Raw genomic sequence first — 23,680 nt, 5'->3', positions numbered from 1 at the left:
TTATTATTAGCGGGATAAGATTTTGCTAAGCCTTATTATACCGCCACTTATCACACGACAGCAATCCTATTTTAAACGTTTTCACAAGGCCTATGTGGTCCGTTTTAATCGGTTGTTGCGTGAACAATTGTGCTGGTGCTAGCGTAACAATAGTTGACCAGATGAATGGTTACAAAAAAGCCCAGCTAGTCAATGATTAGCTGGACTTAGTTTTAAGCGAGGACCAACGCGCGGGCTGGTGCTTGCATTTTAATGACTTCCGCGCCGAGGTCTGTGAAAGGTTCACCTTGCGTGGTTAAACCGAATTTTTCGTAAAATTTCTGAACTTGCGTCTGAGCATCGATTTCAATCGTGGCGGTCGCGTAGTGAACCTTAAGAATTGCCATGACATGGTTCATGAGCATCTTGCCTAAGCCGGTACCACGATAACTGCTATCGGTGGTAATGCGACCAAAGGTGACCAGGCCATCATGTTCATAGATACGGGCGTAAGCCACCAGTTGATCGCCATCGTAGGCAAAGACATGGCGAGCTTCCAAATCCGTATCATCAGGATCTTGGTAGCTACGCGCTTGTTCTTGGACAAAGGTCTTGGCACGTAATTGATAAATATCGTGGAGTTGGATGGTCGTCAGACCGTTAAACTTTTTAACAAACCATTTTAAATTCATAGGTGGTGCCTCCTTGAAAAATGGATCAGAAAATCCAAGATTTTTTCAAAACGAGTCTACAATTTAACACCTCATTTTCAAGCCGTCAACTTGAAAGGTCCAGAATTTCAAAACGTTGATTTTATCAGGTCAAAAATGAAAAATAAATTAAAAAATAAGCCGGTATTTCGTCTGAAATACAGCGGCTTATTTTTAACCATGTTATAAATTTATTAATACCAAGCAGGTTTATCGCCATCGGTATTAGGTTTGTTAACACCAAGTGAGTCACGTACTGATTCACTTGGATTTTTGGCAAGCTTAACGACTAGCGCAGCAATACTCTTCCGAGAAACTTCGGTGCCTTTAAAGGCGTCATGACGACTGGTCGTTTCATAATCGATTTCATCTTTATTCGTTAGCCAAGCTGGGCGAATAATGGTGTAGTCCAAGTCAGAATTTTCTAGAACTTCCGCAGCACTGTAATAGCGGGTTAAATAACTCCCCAAAGTGGCATTGTTCCATTCGCCAAATTTACCTGGTACTTCATCATAGATGCCCAAGGTGGAGATCCAGATGAGTCGTTTCAAACCAGCAGTGTGCATCGCTTTCAAAACGGTCTCTGCTTGAACTTTGATATTTTGACCAGCTAAGTTAGCGTATACGACATCTTGGCCTTGCATGGCTTTGGTCAGCTTAGCAGCATCGGTTGTATCGCCGTCGATGATCTGAACCTGGTCCGATTTCAAGTCGGCAACTCGTTGTGAATTTCGTAAGTAAAGTGTGAGTTCTACTTGGGAATCTGCAAGAAATTGTTGTTCAGCTAAGCGCGCAATTTGGCCCGCAGCCCCGAGAATTAGTACTTTTGTCATGATATCCCCTCCTGAATAATTCAACTGTAAATCTTATAATTACAGAATGCAAGTAGAAGGTTTTAAATCTTTTCGGGCATATCTGTGACACTTTTGACAAATAGCACTATAATGGTCTTGTAGCGGATGATGAATCCGTTTACCAAAAGAAAGAGGCGAGTCTCATGGCACAAAAGCTTAGCAAAGAACAAAAAAAGGCTATGATTCAAAAAGCTGAAGAAGAACGTGCAAAGCATCCAAAGAAGAAGAACGGCGTTTCCGGTTTCGAAACGATCGATGAAGATGCTAAGAAATTATCTAATAACTAATTTCTGACGTTCATCACGAAGATAGATCAACGACCCTAATCGGCGGTTGATCTATTTTTTTGTCATAAATTGAGTAAAAAGTAGCGTTAATCATTTTAGCTGGCTTGATTGGACGCTGGAACAATAAGTTGCAATGCCTGCAAATGAATCATTTTGACCGTAAGGCGTTATTTTTCAGCATTAAGATGGTTGTTCTGTGGTGGTCGCTGTATAATATTAGCAATGGATGGGGGTGGCTTGCATGGATAAATTCACAGCCTTTATTGCCACGCTGGATCAGACTTTGGCACAAGAAACGAACGCAACCGCCGACTTGGTGTATGTGCCAGTCACGTTCAGTTATCATGATCAACACTTACAAGTTGAGATTAATATGTTGCAGACATCGTTTAATCAAGGGAACAACGCGTATGCCGTGCCCGATATTTTGGATCGGATTCGGATGTTGGTTGGCCTTGAATTGGCGGATCGACCACAGTCGCACTGGCCGCGGCAAAGTTCTACTAAAAATATAACGATTACGCCGCATAAAGTGGTTCGAATTATTCCGGTCGACATGAGTACCTATCAAGTGGAATAAGTTGAATTTAGCACTCACTTACATTGAGTGCTAAATGCTTGCATTCATGACTCAAATGTTTAGGATAGAAATTGTAATCAAGTTGAAAGGGTGATTTAGATATGGCTAACGATATGATGAATTGGCACAATGATTTATTTGATCGATTTAATGATTTAACAAAAATGGACGATTTAGTAAATGGATTGGAACGGTCGTTTTCAGGTAACTTTGGTAACAGCGCGGTATTGAAAACTGATATCAAAGAAAATGATGAACAGTATGAGATGCACGTCGATGTTCCTGGAATTAAGAAGGACGACATTGCTTTGAAGTATCGTGACGGCAATCTATCTATTGCGGTTAAGCGCGATAGCATCAGCGATGACAGCGATAAAGATGGTAATATGATTGCCAGCGAACGTCGGACGGGTCGCTTTGGTCGCCAATACGCACTACCAGATGTTGATGCTTCGAAGATTGAAGCTCATTATGAAGATGGTGTGTTGAAGTTGATTTTGCCAAAGAAGGCTGCGGCTGATACGCATCACATTGAAATTCAATAAAAATTGTTTAAGACGGTGGTCCGAGTTGTTAGACTTGGGGCACCGTCTTTTTTTCATGGCCGGTAGCTGTGATAAAAGTGTGAGATTAGTGCTTCGCAGCTATCATATTTATAAGTATCAGTTTAGCTTACCGTTCCGGTTGGTCTGGACTGATGCTGGAACGTGGTGGCCACGTTTGTGAGCCAAAAAGCGGTCTCACAAGCCGGGCTTTCTCTAAGCTGGAAGTTCACCAGCAAAGAGAAATTTCACCACTGAGCATCATCCAGCCCGCCCTGCGCTAAATAGTGAGCCTAATATTAATTGGCTTTTTGTCAGATTCTGACTTTACTATTGCCTGAATCACAATCGCTATTTAACGTCGGAGTTGACCAGTTCGTTTGCCGTGTCGAGACACTAACCTGGGTGGACTTTACCCAGGTTAGTGTCTGGCCGACTTTTAAGACGTGGGTTGCGGCTTGAAAGCGCCCTGCAGACCGCTTCTTGGCTGCAGGTCTGCCTCACAGCAAACGTGCTGGTCCACGGAGACGGACAATTAATGAGCTATTTAACGGGCTACGGTGCGCTAAGAATCAACACGTGGTTAAATAGCCGTAATCTTTTGTTAGAATAAAGGGTGTACATAAGTGTCAACAGTGGTTTTCAAGCACTAGGCACGGAAGGAAGCAGATTGTGACTCAAAAAGTATCAAAAAATATTAAATATAGTATCGTGGCAGCCGGGCTGCTAAGTTTCATGGGAATCTTAGTAGAAACTTCCATGAATGTGACTTTTCCAACACTAATGAAAACCATGCATGTCAGTTTGGATACTGTGCAGTGGCTGACGACGGGGTATTTGCTCGTGGTGACCATGATGATGATCGCCTCAGCGCACCTATTGAAACGCTATCCGGCAAAGCAGCTCTTTTTATTTGCGATCGGTTGTTTCACACTGGGGTCGGTGGTCGCAGCCTTAGCACCGGATTTTCCGGTATTAATGGGGGCACGGGTGATTCAAGCGTTGGCGACTGGCATTTCAACGCCATTGATGTTCCATATTATTTTGACGCAGATTCCACGTGAAAAAACTGGGACGTATAACGGTATGGCAGCGATGATTATTGCCTTAGCGCCAGCACTAGGCCCGAGTTATGGGGGCTGGTTAACGGCTAGCTTTTCTTGGCGTGAAATTTTCTGGTGGTTATTGCCGCTCGTGGTGGTGGTCTTCTTTATCGGTGTTCGGCATTTAGACTTGCCGGCCCGCGAACCACAAGATCGTTTTGACTGGGTAGGCTTTGTGTTATTTTCGGCCTTCTTGATTGTGATTGACTTCGCGTTTAATCAAGCTGGCAAAACAGGATTTATGAGTGCCAAATTTTGGTTGTTCTTATTAGCGGGTCTTTTTTTGGTCATTGCATTGGTTATTTACAACCGCAAATCCAGCATTCATATCTTAGATTTAAAAATTTTTCGTAATTTGATTGTAGATTGGCACTTATTGGCCTATTTTCTGTTACAATTCATTAATATCGGTAGTTCGTTCATCTTACCAAATGTGGCCCAGTTGGTTTTGGGTAAAGGGTCATTTATTGCCGGACTAATGTTGTTGCCAGGCGCCTTATTAGGGGCCTGTTTGGCGCCATTAGCTGGACGAATCATGGATCGAGATGGCGCGTACCGACCGATATTAGGTGGGGTCACGGCCATGCTGATTGGTTGCATAGCTTTCGTAGTTAGTCATGAGTTCTTAACGGTAGGGTTAATCTGTGTGTTCTTCGTGATCATGCGGGTCGGTTTTTCCTTTGCGTTTGGGAACACGATTACGAATGCCAGCAAGCAGGTCAGCATGCAGCAAAAAGCGGATATCAATGCGGCATTCAATTTATCACAACAATATGCTGGTTCATTAGGAACGGGTGTCTTGGCGGCCGTAGTGGGGTCGTTCCAATTGTTGCCGGAGAAAACCGCAGTGACCACTGCCAGTGGGGCAAGCGTCGATTATTGGTTATTAGCCATTTTCGCCGCCATTGCCTTATTCAGTATTTGGAACAGTCGTAGGATTAGCAGAAAGTAGGAATGCGTGATGACGGAAGGTTTTAGACCGAGTCACCCTAAGATATCGATTGACGATGACCCTGGAATACGGTCCCAAATCGAAGGGTTAACTGGTGAACTCTCACAACAACAACTCGCCAAATGGGCGTTGATTATCGCGAAAAAAGCGATGCAGTATGTCGATGACAATCAGCAGCGCGATCGCCGTTTACGGTTGGCGATCGACGCTAATGAATTATGGCAGGTCAATTTAGCTAGTGTCTATCAAGTTCGACAGGCTAGTGCCAAAGTCGAAGCAATGATTGCGGATAGCACGAGCTCGATTGGTGCGGCTGCCTTGGAATGTATCAGCTGGGCAATTGCTTCAGCGTATGTCGATGAAAATGCTTTACGGGCGGCGGATCAAGGCATTAAGTTAGTTAATTTAACGCAGCCGAATGATCCGGCAGCCGTGACAGCGGAACGTCAATGGCAATATCAACAATTGGCTGGTTTGGCTCAGAACATTAATTTGGGGTTACGGCATATGTTATAATTCTCACAGAGTGAAGTTAGGTGGGGAATATTTATGACAACCGAAACACATACGGCGGCCAAACAAGAGTTGTTGCGTCAATATCAAGAAATCGTAACCAAGTATTTAACGAATATTAAGGAAACGGTCGATGCTGACGCGCATTTTAAATTGAAAAATCAATTAGGTTTTAACTATTTTGTCGATTATTTGTTTTTGGCAAACGTTTGTTATCAAGCAAGCTTAGATATTTTAAATAACGAGGATCAGAAGTATCCGCAATCCAATGATCGTTTAGCAACGGTCATCGTCAAGTATCCCGAATATATGACATTAGCAGTCTTTAATGCTGATTTTCAGGATGCCAGTGTGACGGATCATTATGAGAAAACGTTAGTCGATCTAGCTGATCGGTTAGATTAATTTACTTATGAAGTCACGAGTCTGGGCTAACCCCCGGGCTCGTTTTTTTCGAAAATGGATAAAGGAGGAATGGACATGATCGAGTGGTCACCAACCACTATTAAGGCGTTTCAAACGACCTTATTAACTTGGTATGATACTGCTGGCCGTGATTTGCCGTGGCGTCGTGATCAGGAGCCATATCATGTGTGGGTCTCAGAAATCATGCTACAACAAACGCAAGTTCAAACGGTTATCCCATATTATGAACGCTTCATGGCTTGGTTTCCAACGGTTACAGCCTTAGCTGAGGCGCCTGAGGAACGGTTGTTAAAGGCGTGGGAAGGCTTAGGGTATTACTCTCGGGTTCGTAACATGCAACGCTGTGCGCGGCAGTTATTGGCCGATTACGAGGGTCAGTGGCCGCAAACTGCCGCCGCATTGACTGAGTTGATTGGGATTGGACCGTATACCGCGGGTGCGATTGCTAGTATTGCGTTCAATGAACCCGTACCGGCCGTTGATGGCAACGCCTATCGCGTGTTTAGTCGCTTGTTAGAAATTGATGCCGACATCACCAAACCCGGTACGCGGCAACTTTTTGAACGGGTAATCAGCAGAATTATGCCACATGATCGACCGGGGGATTTTAATCAAGCCATTATGGATTTAGGGGCGAGCTATATGACAGCCCGACAACCGGATACCGAACATTCACCGGTTAAAGTGTTTAATCAGGCTTATTTGGATGGCAAGGAGTTAGATTATCCGGTCCGAACAAAGAAACCACGGCCACAACCGATTGATTATGTTGCGGTAGTTACGAAAATGGGGCCTGATTGGTTGATGACGCAACGTGGTAGTCAGGGCATGTTGGCCAATTTATGGACGGTGCCATTGATTAAATTGGCGGACTTAGACTTGCCAACTGAAACTGTTCCCTCAGCTGAATTAGTCACAGCAGTGATTGCGTATTTCAAGCGAGAGTATCAGCTTACTTTGACCGCTGAACCACTGGCTGTTCGACCGGTGACGCATACCTTCACGCATCAAAAGTGGACGATTCAGTTATTATCAGGCCAAGTTGCACCAGCTGATTTAGCCTTCTTTGCCGGTAAAAGTGTCAACGAGGAAGCGTTAAGCCAATTACCGATGCCGAAAGTCCAAACCAAGATTTGGGATCGGTATCATAGTGCTGAAGCAAAGTGAGCAGTTGATTGCCGCAAGGGTTTGAGATTGTGGTAAACTATTAGCAAACTAATGACTCGTGTTAAAAACGGTTAAAGATGACGGAGGGCGAAGAACTTGTTGAATGTGTTTGATATTGTTAAGTTAACTAAGATAGATCATCAGGAAATCGACAGTAATCAAGTCGTTGTCACGGATGGCAACGGCAAGCCCAATGCAGTTTTAACAGAGCTGCTCAATGATGTTGTCAGCAACATGCGGCTATTCGTGAATATGGCAGAGATTTATTCAGTGGATGATCTCCTGCTGGCGTTATCGACGCATACACCATTGCCGTCAGACGTACTGGATGAGTACGAAAAAGTCTTACGTGAACCAATCTACGACATTAACTTTGTGCCGAAACGGGGACAAGTTGAAGTAGTGGTTGGTGAAGGTTAGTTAAAATTAAAAGGATCTAGCTTAACTGCCCGATTGTGGGGTGTTAAGCTAGATCCTTTTTTTGTTGTCTGAGTGTTAGCTATAGTGACTTAAATTCTAATCCAGCAGGGCAGCGGCGGTTTGTGAGTCAGTAATTAGTACATTAGCGTAGCCCCCAAGTAATGCCCCTCGGATTGACGCCACTTTGCGACTCGATCCCGAAATTAAGATTGAATATTCCTTGTCGCGTAAGGCGCTCAATGGGATTCCGACCGTTCGATCGTCGATATCGGTATTAGCTATTTCCCCGGTTGCAGTGATGAATCGTGAAACAACATCACCGACAGCTTGTGATTGCAACCGACTAATTTCAGCTTGAGTCAGATAACCCAAATTAAAAAGCATCGCATCATCACGGACTGTGCCACTAGTAAATAAAGCGATGTTAGCTTTAATCCCAGCTTGAATAATGGCCTTAATAAACCGATCTTGCATGACGACTTTTTTGGTGGTGGCATTATCAAAAATTACCGGCAAAGGTAGGTTGATGGCATCGGTTTTGAACGCATTACTAAATTTATTGATGATATCGTTAGCAAAGTTATTCATTTCACTCCCAGAAACGCTCCCTTTGAGTTGCACGACCGACACATTATTGGCCTTGCTAGGATGTAAGTGGTTCGCCACACTTTCAAGCGTTTCCCCCCAACTAATGCCGATACTGTCTTGATCTTTGACAATGGTATCTAAGTAATCAGCGGCGGCAGCGCCAATTTTGGGATTGATTGCTTCGAGATCATTGGTGGCATCAAAAATAAGAATAACTTTTTTGAGGTGATACTTATTTTCAAGCTGTTTTGCTAGGACATCTAAATCTTTTAGCGGGTCCATGATTTCAATTTTGAGCAACCCTTGGTCACGTGCAAACTGTAGTAATCGTGAAATAGTTGGTCGTGAAATTAAAAGTTTCGCGGCAATTTCACCTTGGCTAAGGCCGTCTTCATAGTATAAATGGCAAACTTTTAGCGCGGTTTTGATTTTATCTTGATTATCCATTGGCAAACTCCATTGTTATTAATAGCGTCATTATAGCACATTAACTGACATGAACATATTTTCAAGATAGTACTTTACAAATGTTCAATTCCCTGATATGATGATTTTGTTGAAAAAGAAAGGGGTTTCAAAAACATGTCATTAAATCATTATCTCGATCATACGTTACTAAATCCGGAGGCGACTGAAGCTCAAATCAATCGCGTCACCCAAGAAGCTTTAGCGAATCATTTCTGCTCAGTAATGGTCAATCCTTACTGGGTCCACCACGTACATACGCAACTTGCTGGCTCAGATGTGAAGACGGCTTGTGTCATTGGTTTTCCCTTAGGAGCTAATACGACCGCCATTAAAGTTGCTGAAAGCGAACAAGCGATTCATGACGGCGTTGATGAACTCGATATGGTGATGAATATTGGTGAGTTTAAATCCGGCCATCTAGCAATTGTTCAAAAGGATATCGAAGCAGTCGTTGAAACTGGCCATCAGGCTGGCAAACTCGTTAAGGTAATTATTGAAACGGCATTATTAACCGATGCTGAGATTAGTCAGGCAAGTAAAGTTGTTGCCGATGCAGGTGCTGATTTCGTTAAAACCTCGACTGGATTTTCGACACGCGGTGCTGCGGTGCATGATGTTGAATTGATGAAGGCTGCAGTTGGTGATCGAATTAAGGTCAAGGCTTCCGGTGGCATTCACTCTGCTGAAGAAGCACAAGCAATGTTGGATGCCGGTGCTTCACGATTAGGCGTTAGTGCCAGCATGAAGATTATTGGTAAAGCTTAGAGCTATCGTGGCCGTTGCTAAAACGGCTTGACTTTATTGAATTAATGTAAGCGCTGTAAATTGTTGAAACAGCCTTTAAATTACACACAAAAAGCGCCACTGCCCCTAGTTCGAATGAACTTACGGATCAGCAATTAAGAATTGCAAGCCAGTCACGCTTGGGATTCAACTTGGACGCGAAAGGGAATGTCATTTTATGGAAAAACCAATTAACGGGTCGGTTGAACCTAAGCGCCGATTCGGTTTGATCAAATTACGAGCTAAGGAACTTGAAGATGGTTACTTAGATCGAACGCCAGTCTTTCAATTTATGTTGCTATCACTGCTGATTCCACTATGGGCTGCAGCGGCCAGCTTGAATAATATCTTGATCACGCAATTTAAAACTATTTTTACGCTTAGCAATGCTGCGAGTGCCTTCGTTAATAGTGCGTTTTACCTTGGTTACTTCGTCCTTGCGATTCCTGCTAGTCGAATTATCAAAAAGACTTCGTATAAGTTTGCTATTCTGATGGGCTTAACACTTTATACCGTTGGCTGCTGGTTATTCTTCCCAGCATCACATTTAGCCACTTATGGCGTGTTCCTAGTTGCTTTGTTTGCCATTGCTTGTGGACTAAGCTTCTTGGAAACTAGTGCCAACACCTTCTCGACACTGATGGGACCAAAATCAGCTTCAACGGTGCGGTTGAATATCTCACAGATCTTCTATCCGATTGGGGCTGTTGCCGGAATTCTTTTGGGTAAGTACTTAGTCTTTAACGATGGTGCCAGCCTAGAATCAACCATGGCAAAAATGCATGGTGCAGCACGTTTAGCTTATGGGCAAAAAATGCTGCAACAAACCTTACTACCCTATAAATACATTATTGTTGTTTTACTGGTTGGCATGTTGCTCTTTGCACTGACGCAATTTCCAAGTGGGCGCCCACATGCCGCAAAAGGGACGAAGCCAGTGGCGGATGCCAAAATCGGTGAAACGTTAAGTTACCTCATTCATAACAAGGAATTTATGAAAGGAATTGGTACTGAGTTCATCTACATGGGAATGCAAACAGCCGTGTGGTCATTTACGATCACTTTGGCAATGAGCTTTTCCAAGACAATCACCGAACGGGACGCCTCAACCTTCATGGTTTATAGCTACATCGCTTTCTTCTTAGGCAAGATTATTGCGACTAGCTTGATGAAACGATTCCAATCGTCACAAGTCTTGATGGGGTTCTCAGTGGTCGGTGTCCTAGCGCTGGTTTACGTAATGTTTGTCCCAAATATTACTGCGATTTATTTCGCCATTCTTGCAAGCGGTTTATTTGGTCCGAGTTGGCCAACCATCTATTCACAAACCTTAAATACGGTTAAGGATAAGCGTTATACCGAAACCGCGGGGGCCATTGTGGTGATGTCAATTATTGGCGGGGCAGTTTCACCGTTAATTCAAGGTGCAGTTGCTGATTTAACAGGGTCAATTTCACTATCGTTTATTATCAATGTCGTCAGTTTTGCAATTGTTGGTATTTATGCCTATGACTATTATCAAAAACACCAACGTGTGACAAATTAGGAGGATTAATCACTATGAAAAAAATTAATTTAACCCATGCAATGTTTGGGGAAGCAGAAAAAGTGTTATACCAAGATGATGATTTTAAAACGACTACTTTTACGTATCCTTCGGGTGTTGAAGGCCTACGAATCGACAATAGTCGTGGACATTTGGTCGTCTTACCATTTATGGGCCTGATTATTTGGGACGCGATTTTTGATAATATCTCATTAAAGATGAAGGATATGTTCTCACAACCATTACCAGGTAAGGGGATTGCTGATACTTACGGTTGTTTCCAGTTCACTTCTGGCTTATTGGGTAATGGGACGCCAGCTCCGGAAGATGATTATCAATTACATGGTGAATTCCCAACCAGCAAGATGGATCATGCCTACTTAACTCTGGGGATGGACACGTTAACGATTCATGCTGATTTCGAATATGTCAAAGGCTTTGGTGATCACTATTTGAGTGAACCATCTGTGATGATGCGTAAGGACTCAGGCTTGTTTGATATTAATCTGAGCGTGACGAATTTATCTAAAGCACAACCAATGCCATTGCAATACATGTGCCACATGAATTATGCCTATGCCGAAAATGGCAAGATTGAACAAAATATGCCAGATACCGCATTCCAATTGCGCCAAACGGTTCCAAGTCATGTGCATCCAACCCCAGATTGGTTAGCGTATAATGATAAGCTTAAAGCGAGTGGTGAATTAATTAACACCTTAGATGACCCTGAACACTATGATCCAGAAATTGTCTTTTTCTCAAAGAATTTGACTGAATTTACAGATGTCGCCGAATTCCGGTTACATTTAGATGATCAACATAACTTTTTGACTAAATTCAAGACGAGCGAATTTCCAATTGCAACACGCTGGTTGCTTCATAATGCTGATCAACAAGTTGCGGCCTTTGCATTACCTGGGACTAGTACGCCTGAAGGCAAGCATGCGGCTGAAAAGGCCGGGACGTTAATTCAACTGAAGCCTATGGAACAACGAAGCTTCAGCGTCACAACTGGTTTGGAAAACTAAGGAGGCCACCCACATGGCAGATATTACAGTAATTGGTTCAAATATGATTGATTTAACCGCGTATGTTGATCGCATGCCAATCGAAGGCGAAACTATTGAAGCACCAGAATTCAGCATGGGTTTTGGCGGCAAGGGCGCTAACCAAGCGATGGCGGCTGCGCGACTTGGATCGGATGTCAACTTTATTACCATGGTAGGTAACGATGACTTTGGTAAGCAACAGTTGGCGAATTATGAAGCCAGCGGTATTCGGACTGATGGCATTGGTATTGGGCATCAAGCTAGTGGCGTGGCACCAATTTTTGTTGATCCAACTAGTGATAATCGCATCTTGATCATCAAGGGGGCCAATAAAGAATTAACGCCTGCGGTACTTGATGAAAAAGTTGAATTAATTAAAAATTCGAAGCTGATCGTGCTTCAACAAGAGATCGCGTTGGAAACGAATTATCATGCGATTGATTTAGGCGTGAAGTATGGGGTGCCAGTGTTACTTAATCCTGCTCCAGCTAATGAAGACTTGAATATTGATTACGTTTCGAAGGCTGCCTTCTTCACACCTAACGAAACGGAATTAGCCACCTTGACAGGTATGCCGACGAATGATTTAGATGAAATTAAGTTGGCAGCCGAGAACTTAATCAGTCGTGGTGTTGGTAATTTGATCATTACGCTTGGTAGCAAAGGAGCTCTTTGGGTCACTGCAGGTCATTCAGAGATTGTTCCAGGTATGAAAGTTAAAGCAGTCGATACAACCGGTGCTGGCGATTCATTTATTGGGAGCTTCTCACATTACTTCGCTGAAGGTGAGGACGTTCCAACGGCATTACGCCATGCCAACCAATATGCAGCAATGACGGTCACAAAAAAAGGAACACAAAAGTCTTATCCGACTAAAACAGAATTAGCTGATATGTTGGTTCAACCAGTATAAAAACAACTAAAATAATCGCATTCCTCAAGCGGGAGTGCGATTATTTTAGTTACAGTTTTTTTGAGCTTTGGTTAAGCTTTCCAGCCATGATCGTCCTGCCAGTCACGTTTCTTAATATCGCTGAGGTAAGGATTTCCAGCGACTACAAAACGGAGGGGAAGCTGACCACTGGCGGCATCGGGATTCACCCCAACTCGTGGAAGGGCTAAAATTTTGCGTGGTGTTTTCCGATGGCCCAAATCAATCGCTAAATCGCTGTCGTTAATAGGCATCAGATTCATCGCTTGATCCTGAATGCCTAGTGCTTGCATGAGTTTCCCCGGGCCATTTGAGACTAGCACGCCATTTTTGCCACGGTTAGCGATCATTTGGGCGGGGGCCAGGCTGGGTTCGATGGCGCGAATCAAAATACCTTCAGGCGTTTCGGCTGGTTGAGTGACGATATCGAGCAAATAATTAGCGCGTAACCGATAAATGTAAAGCGTCCCTGGTCCACGATAGAGCGGTTCGCTAAAAGCACTGCGCCGGCCATTGAAGGCATGCGCGGCCGTGTCGTGTTTACCAAGGTAGGCCTCAGCTTCAACAATTAAACCCCCTACCGTAATTGTGGGAGTGCGATATAATAAGGTTGTACCCAATAAGGCTTGGGCAATCTCAGTTGTTGGTCGGCCAGTAAAGTCTTCGGCAGTTGCATAGGATAATTTAGTCACAATAATTCCTCGAATTCTAAAGATTGAAGATGATAGCGTTGACATTGAAATTAGAACGAATTTATACGAAGCCCGCTGATTTAGAGGGTTATCGTATTTTAGTGGATCGGTTATGGCCACGAGGTATCTCAAAAGTGAATGCTCACTTGGACGAATGGATTAAAGAAATCGGCCCAACGACTGAACTTCGAAAGTGGTTTAACCATGATCCTGAGAAATATGCGGAATTTAAAACACGATATTTGGCCGAAATTCACGCAAATCCACTTACACCTGAGTTTGTAAAACAAGTAGCTAAACAACTTGAACAAACAAACGTCATCTTATTATACGGCGCAAAGGACGAACAGCACAACCAAGCCGTTGTATTGATGGATTTCTTGAAAAACAGCGGTCAGTTGCCCACGATTTGATATTATTTTCTTTATGAGAACGATTATAAAATTGGAATAATTCCGCTTATAAACTGCGACCATCAAATTATTTTTATTATTTTCCTGAAAACGCTAGCAATTAGTGCTTAGTTTTGCTATGATTAGGTTGTTAATTAATGACGTCAACTATTACAGTGCACAATAATGGGGGTTGCATTGTTAGGCAAGCAAGATTGGGGATAATATTATGATAAACTTATGTGTGTTACCAAGTACCGCAAGTTGTCGGAAAGCCCATCGCTGGTTATTAGAGCATCGGATCCCGTTCCATGAACGGAATATGAATGCTCAACCATTGACTGAAGTTGAAATTAAACATTTGCTACAGTATACGTACGACGGGATTGATGATTTGATCAGTACCAAGTCGAATGCATATCAACGATTGAGTCGAACCACACCAATTGAAGATATGCCGCTGAGTGAAGCAGTACATGTTTTAAGTCAAACGCCACAGTTGTTACGTCGACCAATTATTTTTGACGACCATCGCTTATTATGCGGGTTTAATCAAGATGAGATTCGGATGTTTATTCCACGGGACCAACGTGTCTTGAAGATGAAATCTTTATCAGAACACCAAATGGCTTAAGATTAGTGCGATTAAGAGTGGAACACTAATTACTGGGGTAAAAAAATTAAAAAGGAACGTTGATTGCCATCACAAACTGATGTCGACAGTTAACGTTCCTTTACTTTTGCTTAAATTCCGGTGTTAATGGTTTAGCGGCAATTTAAGCCTAATAAGCTGTTCTGTATATGCTGGAAAGTGGTGGTAAATCCTAGGCATATTTATGGGCGATTTTGGCTGCAACGGCCGCAGCAATCGCACCAACCAAATCATCGATAAAGGTGTTTACCGCGCCGGATTTGTCCGTATCTAGCTTCTTAATGACGCCTTCTTTAACCTTGTCAACGTAACCATAATTAGTGACGCCAATCGTCCCGTAAATATTAGCCATGTTTAAAGCGAGACCTTCATCAACGCCAAAGACACCCGCATCGCTTGCGATAATTGTTTGGAGCGGTTCCTTGAGCTTCCCTTCAGTGGCAAGCCGATCAAGTTCCAACGCGACCATCGCGTTATTTAACAATTCGCGTTTATGCAAAACTTCTTTGGTTTCATTCTCGCATTCGGTAATCGTTAAACCAGGAACGTAGTTGATCTGCAGTTTATACGTAATTTGTGCAATTTCTTTATAAGTAATTCCTTTAGCTGCCAGGGCTTTGATGACAAATTCATAAGCAGCCTTATCTGGATATTTAAAATTTTTATCGTACATAATTTCCTCCAAATTAATTGAATTATTAGTTAAAATAATCAAATTTCTGACACAAGTTTAATTATAAGCGTGTTAGGCTGAAAACGATATTGAAGGGGTCTGGGCGACCAGATTAATTCTCTTTATCAGGAATTTAAGCAGCCATCATTCGAACAGATGACTAGTGGGCGATTTCGTTGATTGGCGAAATGTTTCGACACGGCAAACGTGCTGGTCCGCACCAACGTTAACTCGTGATTTTAATTCTGGCAATAGTAAAGTCAGGACATGGCAAAAAGCCAATTAATATTAGGGTCTAAAGGTTGAAAGACTCAAAAGCATCACAAATGTTGTAGTACCGGTAACCCATAAGCCTAAAGTAGACTCACCTAAATTTAGCGCTCCGTCAGTCAAAATCGGTGTGCTGTGGGGGGACGGCGCCAGCCAAGGTACGGTCTGACGCCTCAATTCCAAGCCGACAAAACACGTCTTTGAATTGCCCCGCGAGATTAGTCAGCCAAGAACGCCGATTGATCTCGCCGACACTGCAAACCGATTTTGACTGACTCCGCTAAGCGTAAATAACTACTGACTTAGCTGGAGGTTGTTGCTGATAGCATCGGGCGAGGTTCAAGACGTTTCTATGGCTTGAACCGGTCCCTCGTCCGCATGTTATCGGCAACAACCGGAAGCGGCAGTAGTCGACTAGTTTTCATTACCGGATTGTTGACGTAGTAGTGCAGACCGGCAATTTTTAACTTTCAACCTTTAGTTAGGGTCACTATTTAGCGCAGCGCGGGCTGGATGATGCTCAGTGGTGAAATTTCTCTTTGCTGGTGGTCTTTCCAGCTTAGAGAAAGCCCGGCTTGTGAGACCGCCTTTTGGCTCACAAGCCGGGCCACCACGTTCCAGCGTCAGTCCAGACCAACCGGAGCGGCAAGCTCAGTAGGTCGGCTACTTATAACTATAATGCACTACCTCGTTCGGTGCGGTCGACTTTCCAGTTGATAAATTGACTTGTTTCTCATAAAGATAATAATTGAGATTTGCCTTGAATCGGTTAGAATAGAAAGAGTGAACAGAGCGGGGAGCGCAGAAAATTTTGGTGAGACGGTTTAGAAGGGTTTTTCAATTAATCCTGTTGGTGTTTGTTATTGGCGCCACAGTCATTTTAATTGGTGCCCGCAATAATGATCCAAAGATTACAAAGGTGACGAGCCAATTAAAGCCACAAGCGGCATTAAAGCTCAGTCATCACTATCAAAAGTCGAAGACCGCCACGGTGTTTTTGCATGGTTATAATGGTGGCGCCTATTCGACGAATTATTTAATTAAACATGCTGAAAAGGCTGGCGCGGCGCAAAAGGCTTTGGTCGTCCATGTTTATAAAAATGGGGTCATGGCGTTTAAAGGATACTGGCATCAGTCAATTAAGAATCCAATGGTTCAGGTTGTTTTTCAAGACAATCATGCTTCACAAAAGACGCAAGTTTATTGGCTACATCAAGTTTTGGTGCAGCTGAAAACCAGATACGGTGTCGCGCGTTATAATGCGGTGGGGCACTCACTGGGTGCTAACGATATTGTTAATCAGGCGCTGAAATATGGGCACGATAAACGATTACCGAAATTGAATAAAATTGTGACGATTGGTGGGCCGTTTGATGGACTGACAGGTTATTTGAACGCTGAAACTGAGCATCAGGTCCGTCAGGTGGCGGCTAAACCGGTGCGTTTTACCCATCATTTTGCGGCCATGTTAAAGCATCGTCAAAATTTCCCTCAAAACGTCAAGATGTTGAACGTGATCGGAGATACTGATGATGGCTTCAATAATGATGGTTACGTCAGCGTGGCTTCAGCCCGGTCGATTGGCTATGTGTTGCAGCATAAGCTGGCAACCTACGAGGAACAGTTTTATAGTGGCACTACGGCGGCGCATTGTGCATTGAACCAAAATCCACAAGTCGCGCGGTCGATGATTTCATTTCTATGGTAAGTGTGATGAGTCACTCGCTTTGGTGAGGACTCTTTTTTCGAAAGGAAGCAATTCAATTGGCAAAAATTTTTATTTCAGCAGCGATTCCGACGAGTGGGATTACGGCCTTACAACAAGCTGGTTATGAACCAGCCGTGTATCAAGGAAGTGGCTTGATTAGTCACGCCGACTTGGTTGCGAGTGTCGCGGATGCCGAGGTGCTGATTACGCCACTTTCGACACAAGTGGATCGTGATGTGATCGATCATGCGCCCAAATTAAAATTAATTGCTAATTTTGGTGCTGGTTTTAACAATATTGATGTCAATTATGCGGCTAACAAGGCGATTGCGGTGACGAATACGCCCGGCGTCTCGACGGCAAGTACAGCCGAAGTCACGGTTGGCCTAGTGCTAGCGTTGATGCATCGCATGGTTGAAGGCGACCGGTTGATGCGAACCACCGGCTTTAACGGTTGGGCGCCACTATTTTTCTTGGGGCATGAGTTGCAAGGTAAAACATTAGGAATTATTGGCATGGGAGCGATTGGTCAAGCCGTCGCGAAACGATTACACGCTTTTGGGATGAAAATCGTTTATACACAACGTCGGCCACTAGACGTCTTCACGGCTAGCAAAACGGATGCCACTGAGTTGTCCTTGGAAGACTTGTTGAAGACGGCGGATGTCGTCAGCTTACACGTGCCATTAACTCACGAAACACAACACATGTTGGGTGCTGATCAATTGGCATTGATGAAGCCTAGCGCTTATTTGATCAACGCTGCCAGAGGGCCATTAATTGATGAGCAGGCTTTGTTAGCACAACTGCAACAAGGGCAATTGGCTGGCGCGGCACTGGATGTCTATGAAACGGAACCCAAGCTGACACCGGGCTTTGCGGACTTGAAGAATGTTGTCTTAACGCCGCATATTGGTAATGCCACGGTTGAAGCTCGAGATGCGATGGCGAAGATCGTCACGACTAACGCGATCGCAGTTTTAGCAGGTCAGGCGCCGCAAGCCGTTGTTAATGGGGTTGAGGCCCCGACGGAAGCATCAGATTAGAATGAGATTAAAATAATGTCTTGACGATTAAAATGAACGGTGGTATTGTTAACCACAAGTTAATAAATGAACGTTGAACGTTACATCAAGTAGATGCAGGTCTGGGTGTCAGGAAGTCGGTGGTTGCTGCGAACCGATCAGGAGCTGTTATTGAAATACGGTAGCGGAGTTTCAATTTTGAACGGGTAATAACTAGAACCGTTATCTTCTAGTGAGTGGAGGATTCTTTTTTGAAATCCTCAACCTGGGTGGTACCGCGACTAGTCTAATCGTCCCTGTTGTTCTAACGAACAATGGGGGCGATTTTTTGTTATAGAAAAGGATGATTAGGATGGAAATTAAACGTTGTGGTGGGATTGCTCGATATTGGGGCTGCTAGTTGGTTGTTACTGAAGGCTTGATTAAAGGAGTTATTAATCATGAATAAAACCAAAAGTACCCCGAAAATTAGCACCTTAGAAGCAGTGATCGTTTTGGTAGTCGTTTTAGGCATTATGAGTATTGGGGTGATCGGCTTTAGCCTTTCCCCTCAAGTGCCAGTCTTGTTAGCGATGGGCGTGGTTACTGCCTGGGCAATGCTACGCGGCTTTCCTTGGTCCGCAGTGAATGCTGGAATTAAAGAAGGTATTGATCAAGGCATTATTCCTATCTTTATTTTCATTCTGATTGGCGCGATGATTTCGACTTGGATCGCGGCCGGAACGATTCCAACTTTGATGGTTATCGGGTTCAAACTAATCAATATCCAATGGTTCTTGCCATCCGTCTTTATCGTTTGTACCTTAGTTGGTGCGGCAGTAGGGAGTGCCTTCACGGTGACCTCAACGGTTGGGATAGCCTTCTTCGGAATGGGCGTTACAATGAACTTGAATCCGGCATTAGTTGCTGGCGCAATTATTAGTGGTGGCATTTTTGGAGATAAATTATCCCCATTGTCTGAAACCAATAACTTGGCTTCAGCGGTGGTTGATACGGATTTATTCGATCATATCAAGCACTTACTATGGACGACCTTGCCAGCAGGGCTGATCAGTCTTGGTTTGTTCGCGATTTTAGGTCACGATAATGCCAACGTTAGCTTAGCGAAGATTCATGAAACGGTCGCCGTTTTAACGGGTAATTTCAGTATCTCGGCGCTATCATTATTGCCGATTATCTTAGTTTTTGTCTGTGCTGGCTTTAAAATGCCCGCAATTCCCACCATGTTGCTCAATATTTTCGTTTCAGCTGGCCTAATTTTAGTTGAACAACCTAAAATGACAATGACCAAATTAACGGCTATTATCAATACCGGCTTTGTTTCAAAAACTGGCAACACGAGTGTGGACACGTTGTTATCACGTGGTGGCATCGTTAGCATGATGAGTATGGTGGCGTTGATCGTGGTCACTTTATCACTTGGCGGGTTATTGATGAAATTTGGCTTGATTGGTCAGATTATGACGCCTATTGCCAAACATTTGACCAGTGATGGTAAATTAATCACTGCCGGCATCTTAACTTGTATCGGCGTCAACGTCTTCGTTGGCGAACAATTCTTATCCATCATTTTACCTGGACGAGCTTTCCGCCAAGCGTTCAATGCGGGTGGCTTAGCGGATCAATCCTTAGGCCGCGTTTTGGAAGATGGCGGGACAGTCATCAACTACTTAGTGCCTTGGGGCGTTGGTGGGGTCTTCTTGACCACGACACTAGGCGTGCCAACGATTCAATACTTGCCATTCGTGTTCTTTAGCTTACTTTGCCCAATCATTTCGATTATTAGTGGTTTTACGGGTATTGGTCTGGCACATGTTGGTCAAGCTAAGACGAGTCAAACCAAGTTACATCAGGCTGAAGTTAATTAAGTCAAAAGGCGTTCGAGTTTAGCTCGAACGCCTTTTACTATGACTCACTATTAGTTTTTAGACTAGCTTGGAAATTATCGAAAATAGGATGCGATAAATTGATCCCTTTAGCCTTGGCGATGAACCAGGCTAGAACTTGGAACGGAATGATTGCCAACAATGGTACTTTGAGTGGATCTTCAATTGGATAGAGCATCAAGGTCTGTTCGTCATTAAGCGTGGGTTGCTCACCTGTAAAGCTAATTGTGTAGATGTGGGGGGTCAACCGCGATTCATAAGTTTTGACCGCTTGTAAAGTGGCCATAACAGTCGGATCAGTAGGCATTTCTAGGTAAAATTGACGGTGCGTTTCATGCGCGCCAAGGTAAGCCCCATGGATAAATTCAGTGAGCGGGTAGCCATGGGTTGGCACTCGTACGATTTCAGTGAACTTGGTCTGCATTTCTGCTAAAGTTCCGGCCAAACTGCTGGCGCCAATGCTGGTAAATTCAGTGGCCAGCCCGAAATCAATCGTAAATTTACGGTAGTAGTCATTTGCACGCTGAATGGTTTCGTTGATATGCTCAATAATCAAGCCAAAGTCGTCAAGCTCCTGATTGACTGCTAGAACTGGTAATAAGTCGCGATCAGCGGCACTGCGCAAGCTCAAAAACATGAGCGAAAGCACGATGGCGTTGTAACTTAGTGTGATGTAGGGAATCGTTTCTTTGCCTGTGAGTAAGTTAAAGCTTGTCGCAGTGCCGCTGACGAGTTCACTGTCCATTTGAGCGGTCATGGCAATTGTCGTTGCCTGAGTCCCCGTTTCGGCACGCTTAACAGCGGCCAGAATAATGGGATCGGTGCCACTGAGTGAGATACCAATGATTGTATCCACTGCTGGATTGACGTGACCATAGGTTAAATAAGCGCCGGCATCTCGCACGTCGACTTGGATGTTAGCCATTTTTTCCATATAAGGTTGGGCGCTTTTGGCGGCATTAAGGCTGGACGCGGTGGTCAAAATGAGCCAGTGTTGGGTATGCTTAGGCACATTAGCTAGTGCTTTGGCAGTTGCGTCAGGATAAGCACTCAACAAACTACCAAGAACCGTCTGCTCACGGCGGATGTACGAGAGCATGGTTGGATTATTCATCATCATCATAAAGAATTACCCCTTTAAAAGTAACTGAGTTGGTTAAGTTTTAAATCGTTGCTAATAGCATAGCTGGTCGGACGACCGAAAGCAACGTGGAACCATTACGAAATTTGCGTTTGAATCTGAACTCTGCTAAGATTACTGACAAACAAAATGACTAAATAAATTTAATTGCCTATATAATGCCATGATAAGGATGGCGAGTTTCTACCCAGCACCGTAAATGTTGGACTATAAGCGAATTGAGTCGCTGCCTTCCACTGCTCTTTTTGCCGTGGATCGTAGTCGGCTCTTTTTCTTTCTGAATAGGCAGAAGGAGAATCTTTTGACGGAAAAAGTAGATTTAGTGATTACCGGTGCCCAAGTCCTGAACGTTTTTACGCGTGAATTTGAGGCAACCAGTTTATGGATCAAGAATGGCCACATTATTAGTAACTTTAAGGATGAACCTTACCAGGCTGCCCATCATTATGATGCCACTGGCAAATGGCTAGTTCCAGGCATGATCGACGCACATGTCCATATGGAAAGTGCCATGGTCGCTCCCAGTGAATTAGGCAAAGTGTTGCTAAAACACGGTGTCACGGCGATTGCGACCGACCCTCATGAGTTGGCGAATGTCGCTGGAACGGCTGGAATTCAATACTTGATCGATGATGCCCGTCAAACACCATTAGATGTCTTTTTCATGCTACCATCCTCAGTACCTTGTGTGCCTTTTGATGATAATGGGGCAACTTTACACGCGGCTGATTTGCGACCGTTGTATGCTCAGCCGGAAGTGAAAGGCTTAGCGGAAGTTATGGACTACGGCGCGGTTGCGCGTGGGGACACGGATATTTTGGCAAAAATTCATGATGCAAATGTGCGGGGATACCATGCGGATGGACATGCATCCGGTTTGAATCCGCATCAATTAAATGTGATGTGCAATGCGGGACTGGACACGGATCACGAATGTACGACGGTAACGGAAGCACTCAATCGTGTCAAAGCAGGGATGTTTGTCTTTTTGCGTGAAGGCACTGTGGAACGCGATATGCTTGGAACAATTGGTGCGGTGACCGAAGCGAATGCCAGTCGCTTTGCCTTCTGTACGGATGATAAAACGATCTCAGATTTGATGACCGAGGGATCGATTGACGATAATGTCAAGATAGCCATTAAAAGTGGCATGCGGCCGGCATTGGCGTACACGCTGGCGAGTTATCATGCCGCCAACGCCCACCGATTACGTGATCGCGGTAGTTTGAGTGCGGGCAAGTTAGCAGATCTGGTCGTTTTAGATGACGTTGAAACGGTGAAAATTGCCCGAACGATGAAAAGTGGGCAGTGGGTGACGACTGAGCCGGAAACACAGCCGCTGCCATTTACGGCGACTCGTATTCATCAACACGTGACTTTAGCCGACTTAGCGTTGCCCCTGACGACTGGTCATGTGAACGTGATCGGTGTACAACCCAATCATATCGAAACTGACCATCTCGTCATGGATGTGCCAGTAGTCAATGGCAATTTTCAAACTGATACGACCCAGGATGTGTTGAAAATGGTGGTAGTTGAACGCCATAAGAATACTGGTCGGGTAGGGGTTGGCTTAGTGCACGGATTTCAGTTAAAACACGGCGCAGTGGCTGGTTCTATTGCGCATGATGCGCACAATATTGTCGCCGTTGGGATCTCAGATGCGGCAATCCTACAGGCGATTGCACAAATCACCCAAACAAATGGGGGCATTGCGGTGACGGATGATGAGCAGGTCGTTGCGACGATGCCGCTAGCTATCGGGGGCTTGTTGTCAGTCAGCTCATATGAAGTTGCGGCCGAACAACTCGCCAAAATCAAGGCAGCCTATAATCAAATTTGTGAAAATGAGATGTCATTTGATCCATTCATTACCTTATCGTTTCTGACATTACCCGTTATTCCAACGATTAAGCTAACGGATCGGGGTTTGTTTGACTATGATTCATTTGATTTTATTCCGGTTGAAATTCAGGCCTAGGGTGGTATAGCTATCACACTTACAAGTATCTGCTTAATTTGCCGCTCCGGTTGGTCTGGACTGATGCTGGAACGTGGTGGCCACGTTTGTGAGCCAAAGGGCGGTCTCACAAGCCGGGCTTTCTCTAAGCTGGAAAGTTCACCAGCAAAGAGAAATTTCACCACTGAGCATCATCCAGCCCGCCTTGCGCTAAATAGTGAACCTAATATTAATTGGCTTTTTTACTATTGCTTAGATTAAAATTGTTATTTAACGTCGGAGTGGACCAGTTTGTTTGCCGTGTCGAGACACTTAGCTGGGTGATCCTTCCCAGGTTAGTGTCTGGCTTGCCTCACAGCGAATGTGCTGGTCCACGGAGA

Annotated in this window: 24 protein-coding genes and 1 riboswitch; of the genes, 18 read left to right on the top strand and 6 right to left on the bottom strand. The window is 44.2% G+C overall.

Features of this window, described 5'->3' with window-relative positions; genetic code table 11:
• Positions 1–212 precede the first annotated feature (212 nt).
• Both RA086_RS13050 and RA086_RS13045 read right to left on the bottom strand, forming a co-directional pair.
• Positions 213–671 carry a GNAT family N-acetyltransferase gene (locus RA086_RS13050; RefSeq protein ID WP_308704210.1) on the bottom strand — a complete coding sequence of 153 codons (459 nt, stop codon included), beginning with the start codon at positions 669–671 and terminating at the stop codon, positions 213–215.
• Positions 672–883: 212 nt separating this feature from the next.
• Entirely contained in the window at positions 884–1,522 is a 639-nt protein-coding gene (locus tag RA086_RS13045; protein ID WP_308704209.1) for an SDR family oxidoreductase, read from the bottom strand.
• Between the two features lie 164 nt (positions 1,523–1,686).
• On the opposite strand from RA086_RS13045, the gene RA086_RS13040 reads away from it, so the two are divergent.
• From RA086_RS13040 to RA086_RS13005, 8 genes are all read left to right on the top strand, one after another.
• A complete protein-coding gene (locus tag RA086_RS13040; protein ID WP_308704208.1) occupies positions 1,687–1,830 on the top strand; it encodes a hypothetical protein in 144 nt (47 codons plus the stop codon).
• Positions 1,831–2,071: 241 nt separating this feature from the next.
• On the top strand, positions 2,072–2,410 hold the full coding sequence (locus tag RA086_RS13035) for a hypothetical protein (protein ID WP_308704207.1): 339 nt from the start codon (positions 2,072–2,074) through the stop codon (positions 2,408–2,410).
• A 101-nt stretch (positions 2,411–2,511) separates the two neighbouring features.
• Positions 2,512–2,955 (top strand): Hsp20/alpha crystallin family protein, encoded by a 444-nt coding sequence (locus tag RA086_RS13030; RefSeq protein ID WP_308704206.1) that lies wholly within the window; start codon positions 2,512–2,514, stop codon positions 2,953–2,955.
• A gap of 669 nt (positions 2,956–3,624) precedes the next feature.
• Positions 3,625–5,007, top strand: a complete 1,383-nt coding sequence (locus RA086_RS13025; protein ID WP_308704205.1) for an MFS transporter — start codon at positions 3,625–3,627, stop codon at positions 5,005–5,007.
• Positions 5,008–5,016: 9 nt separating this feature from the next.
• On the top strand, positions 5,017–5,523 hold the full coding sequence (locus RA086_RS13020) for a putative immunity protein (RefSeq protein ID WP_308704204.1): 507 nt from the start codon (positions 5,017–5,019) through the stop codon (positions 5,521–5,523).
• A 33-nt stretch (positions 5,524–5,556) separates the two neighbouring features.
• Positions 5,557–5,925: a hypothetical protein gene (locus RA086_RS13015; protein WP_308704203.1), complete on the top strand. Its 369-nt coding sequence runs from the start codon at positions 5,557–5,559 to the stop codon at positions 5,923–5,925.
• 75 nt (positions 5,926–6,000) lie between these two features.
• Positions 6,001–7,113, top strand: coding sequence for an A/G-specific adenine glycosylase (mutY, locus tag RA086_RS13010; protein WP_308704202.1), 1,113 nt, complete (start codon positions 6,001–6,003; stop codon positions 7,111–7,113).
• Positions 7,114–7,209: 96 nt separating this feature from the next.
• The gene (locus RA086_RS13005) at positions 7,210–7,533 is read left to right on the top strand and encodes a hypothetical protein (protein WP_308704201.1); all 324 of its coding nucleotides are present in this window, start codon (positions 7,210–7,212) and stop codon (positions 7,531–7,533) included.
• Positions 7,534–7,629: 96 nt separating this feature from the next.
• On the opposite strand, the gene RA086_RS13000 is transcribed toward RA086_RS13005, so the two are convergent.
• A complete protein-coding gene (locus RA086_RS13000; protein ID WP_308704200.1) occupies positions 7,630–8,568 on the bottom strand; it encodes a sugar-binding transcriptional regulator in 939 nt (312 codons plus the stop codon).
• Positions 8,569–8,703: 135 nt separating this feature from the next.
• Between RA086_RS13000 and deoC the strand changes: the two genes are divergently transcribed.
• From deoC to rbsK, 4 genes are all read left to right on the top strand, one after another.
• Complete coding sequence (deoC, locus tag RA086_RS12995) at positions 8,704–9,354, top strand: deoxyribose-phosphate aldolase (protein ID WP_308704199.1); 651 nt, start codon at positions 8,704–8,706, stop codon at positions 9,352–9,354.
• Positions 9,355–9,550: 196 nt separating this feature from the next.
• Positions 9,551–10,918, top strand: coding sequence for an L-fucose:H+ symporter permease (fucP, locus tag RA086_RS12990; protein ID WP_308704198.1), 1,368 nt, complete (start codon positions 9,551–9,553; stop codon positions 10,916–10,918).
• 14 nt (positions 10,919–10,932) lie between these two features.
• Positions 10,933–11,949 carry an aldose 1-epimerase family protein gene (locus RA086_RS12985; RefSeq protein ID WP_308704197.1) on the top strand — a complete coding sequence of 339 codons (1,017 nt, stop codon included), beginning with the start codon at positions 10,933–10,935 and terminating at the stop codon, positions 11,947–11,949.
• 13 nt (positions 11,950–11,962) lie between these two features.
• A complete protein-coding gene (gene rbsK / locus RA086_RS12980; RefSeq protein ID WP_308704196.1) occupies positions 11,963–12,883 on the top strand; it encodes a ribokinase in 921 nt (306 codons plus the stop codon).
• A gap of 71 nt (positions 12,884–12,954) precedes the next feature.
• Here the strand turns inward: rbsK and RA086_RS12975 are convergent, their stop codons facing one another.
• The gene (locus tag RA086_RS12975) at positions 12,955–13,593 is read right to left on the bottom strand and encodes a DNA-3-methyladenine glycosylase (protein ID WP_308704195.1); all 639 of its coding nucleotides are present in this window, start codon (positions 13,591–13,593) and stop codon (positions 12,955–12,957) included.
• A gap of 38 nt (positions 13,594–13,631) precedes the next feature.
• On the opposite strand from RA086_RS12975, the gene RA086_RS12970 reads away from it, so the two are divergent.
• On the top strand, positions 13,632–14,006 hold the full coding sequence (locus RA086_RS12970) for a DUF488 domain-containing protein (protein WP_308704194.1): 375 nt from the start codon (positions 13,632–13,634) through the stop codon (positions 14,004–14,006).
• 208 nt (positions 14,007–14,214) lie between these two features.
• Positions 14,215–14,619: a Spx/MgsR family RNA polymerase-binding regulatory protein gene (locus tag RA086_RS12965; RefSeq protein ID WP_308704193.1), complete on the top strand. Its 405-nt coding sequence runs from the start codon at positions 14,215–14,217 to the stop codon at positions 14,617–14,619.
• Between the two features lie 190 nt (positions 14,620–14,809).
• On the opposite strand, the gene RA086_RS12960 is transcribed toward RA086_RS12965, so the two are convergent.
• Entirely contained in the window at positions 14,810–15,310 is a 501-nt protein-coding gene (locus RA086_RS12960; RefSeq protein ID WP_308704192.1) for a phosphatidylglycerophosphatase A family protein, read from the bottom strand.
• Between the two features lie 1,081 nt (positions 15,311–16,391).
• Between RA086_RS12960 and RA086_RS12955 the strand changes: the two genes are divergently transcribed.
• The 3 genes from RA086_RS12955 to nhaC all read left to right on the top strand — a co-directional run bounded on the left by RA086_RS12955 (position 16,392) and on the right by nhaC (position 20,181).
• Positions 16,392–17,288 (top strand): alpha/beta hydrolase, encoded by an 897-nt coding sequence (locus RA086_RS12955; protein WP_407659071.1) that lies wholly within the window; start codon positions 16,392–16,394, stop codon positions 17,286–17,288.
• A 56-nt stretch (positions 17,289–17,344) separates the two neighbouring features.
• Positions 17,345–18,334 carry an NAD(P)-dependent oxidoreductase gene (locus RA086_RS12950; protein WP_308704191.1) on the top strand — a complete coding sequence of 330 codons (990 nt, stop codon included), beginning with the start codon at positions 17,345–17,347 and terminating at the stop codon, positions 18,332–18,334.
• 419 nt (positions 18,335–18,753) lie between these two features.
• Positions 18,754–20,181: a Na+/H+ antiporter NhaC gene (nhaC, locus tag RA086_RS12945; RefSeq protein ID WP_308704190.1), complete on the top strand. Its 1,428-nt coding sequence runs from the start codon at positions 18,754–18,756 to the stop codon at positions 20,179–20,181.
• A gap of 37 nt (positions 20,182–20,218) precedes the next feature.
• Here nhaC and RA086_RS12940 read toward each other — a convergent pair whose 3' ends face one another.
• On the bottom strand, positions 20,219–21,322 hold the full coding sequence (locus tag RA086_RS12940; protein ID WP_308704189.1) for an SIS domain-containing protein: 1,104 nt from the start codon (positions 21,320–21,322) through the stop codon (positions 20,219–20,221).
• Between the two features lie 149 nt (positions 21,323–21,471).
• Positions 21,472–21,570: riboswitch (purine riboswitch) on the top strand.
• Between the two features lie 71 nt (positions 21,571–21,641).
• On the opposite strand from RA086_RS12940, the gene ade reads away from it, so the two are divergent.
• Positions 21,642–23,321 carry an adenine deaminase gene (gene ade / locus RA086_RS12935; RefSeq protein WP_308704188.1) on the top strand — a complete coding sequence of 560 codons (1,680 nt, stop codon included), beginning with the start codon at positions 21,642–21,644 and terminating at the stop codon, positions 23,319–23,321.
• Positions 23,322–23,680 lie beyond the last annotated feature (359 nt).

Origin of the sequence: Lactiplantibacillus brownii (genome assembly GCF_031085375.1) — a bacterium.
Classification (GTDB): Bacteria; Bacillota; Bacilli; order Lactobacillales; family Lactobacillaceae; genus Lactiplantibacillus; species Lactiplantibacillus brownii.
The sequence above is the reverse complement of the archived record's forward strand: the minus strand, read 5'-3'. Positions and strand labels throughout refer to the sequence as shown.

Excerpts from the sequence above, each read along its gene's own strand:
- RA086_RS13000 (WP_308704200.1), bottom strand. The coding sequence starts at position 8,568 with ATGGATAATCAAGATAAAATCAAAACCGCGCTAAAAGTTTGCCATTTA.
- RA086_RS12965 (WP_308704193.1), top strand. The coding sequence starts at position 14,215 with ATGATAAACTTATGTGTGTTACCAAGTACCGCAAGTTGTCGGAAAGCC.
- rbsK (WP_308704196.1), top strand. The coding sequence starts at position 11,963 with ATGGCAGATATTACAGTAATTGGTTCAAATATGATTGATTTAACCGCG.
- fucP (WP_308704198.1), top strand. The coding sequence starts at position 9,551 with ATGGAAAAACCAATTAACGGGTCGGTTGAACCTAAGCGCCGATTCGGT.
- RA086_RS13050 (WP_308704210.1), bottom strand. The coding sequence starts at position 671 with ATGAATTTAAAATGGTTTGTTAAAAAGTTTAACGGTCTGACGACCATC.
- RA086_RS12985 (WP_308704197.1), top strand. The coding sequence starts at position 10,933 with ATGAAAAAAATTAATTTAACCCATGCAATGTTTGGGGAAGCAGAAAAA.
- RA086_RS13020 (WP_308704204.1), top strand. The coding sequence starts at position 5,017 with ATGACGGAAGGTTTTAGACCGAGTCACCCTAAGATATCGATTGACGAT.
- RA086_RS13040 (WP_308704208.1), top strand. The coding sequence starts at position 1,687 with ATGGCACAAAAGCTTAGCAAAGAACAAAAAAAGGCTATGATTCAAAAA.
- nhaC (WP_308704190.1), top strand. The coding sequence starts at position 18,754 with ATGAATAAAACCAAAAGTACCCCGAAAATTAGCACCTTAGAAGCAGTG.
- RA086_RS12960 (WP_308704192.1), bottom strand. The coding sequence starts at position 15,310 with ATGTACGATAAAAATTTTAAATATCCAGATAAGGCTGCTTATGAATTT.
- RA086_RS13035 (WP_308704207.1), top strand. The coding sequence starts at position 2,072 with ATGGATAAATTCACAGCCTTTATTGCCACGCTGGATCAGACTTTGGCA.
- RA086_RS12940 (WP_308704189.1), bottom strand. The coding sequence starts at position 21,322 with ATGATGATGATGAATAATCCAACCATGCTCTCGTACATCCGCCGTGAG.
- RA086_RS13045 (WP_308704209.1), bottom strand. The coding sequence starts at position 1,522 with ATGACAAAAGTACTAATTCTCGGGGCTGCGGGCCAAATTGCGCGCTTA.
- RA086_RS13015 (WP_308704203.1), top strand. The coding sequence starts at position 5,557 with ATGACAACCGAAACACATACGGCGGCCAAACAAGAGTTGTTGCGTCAA.
- deoC (WP_308704199.1), top strand. The coding sequence starts at position 8,704 with ATGTCATTAAATCATTATCTCGATCATACGTTACTAAATCCGGAGGCG.
- mutY (WP_308704202.1), top strand. The coding sequence starts at position 6,001 with ATGATCGAGTGGTCACCAACCACTATTAAGGCGTTTCAAACGACCTTA.
- RA086_RS13030 (WP_308704206.1), top strand. The coding sequence starts at position 2,512 with ATGGCTAACGATATGATGAATTGGCACAATGATTTATTTGATCGATTT.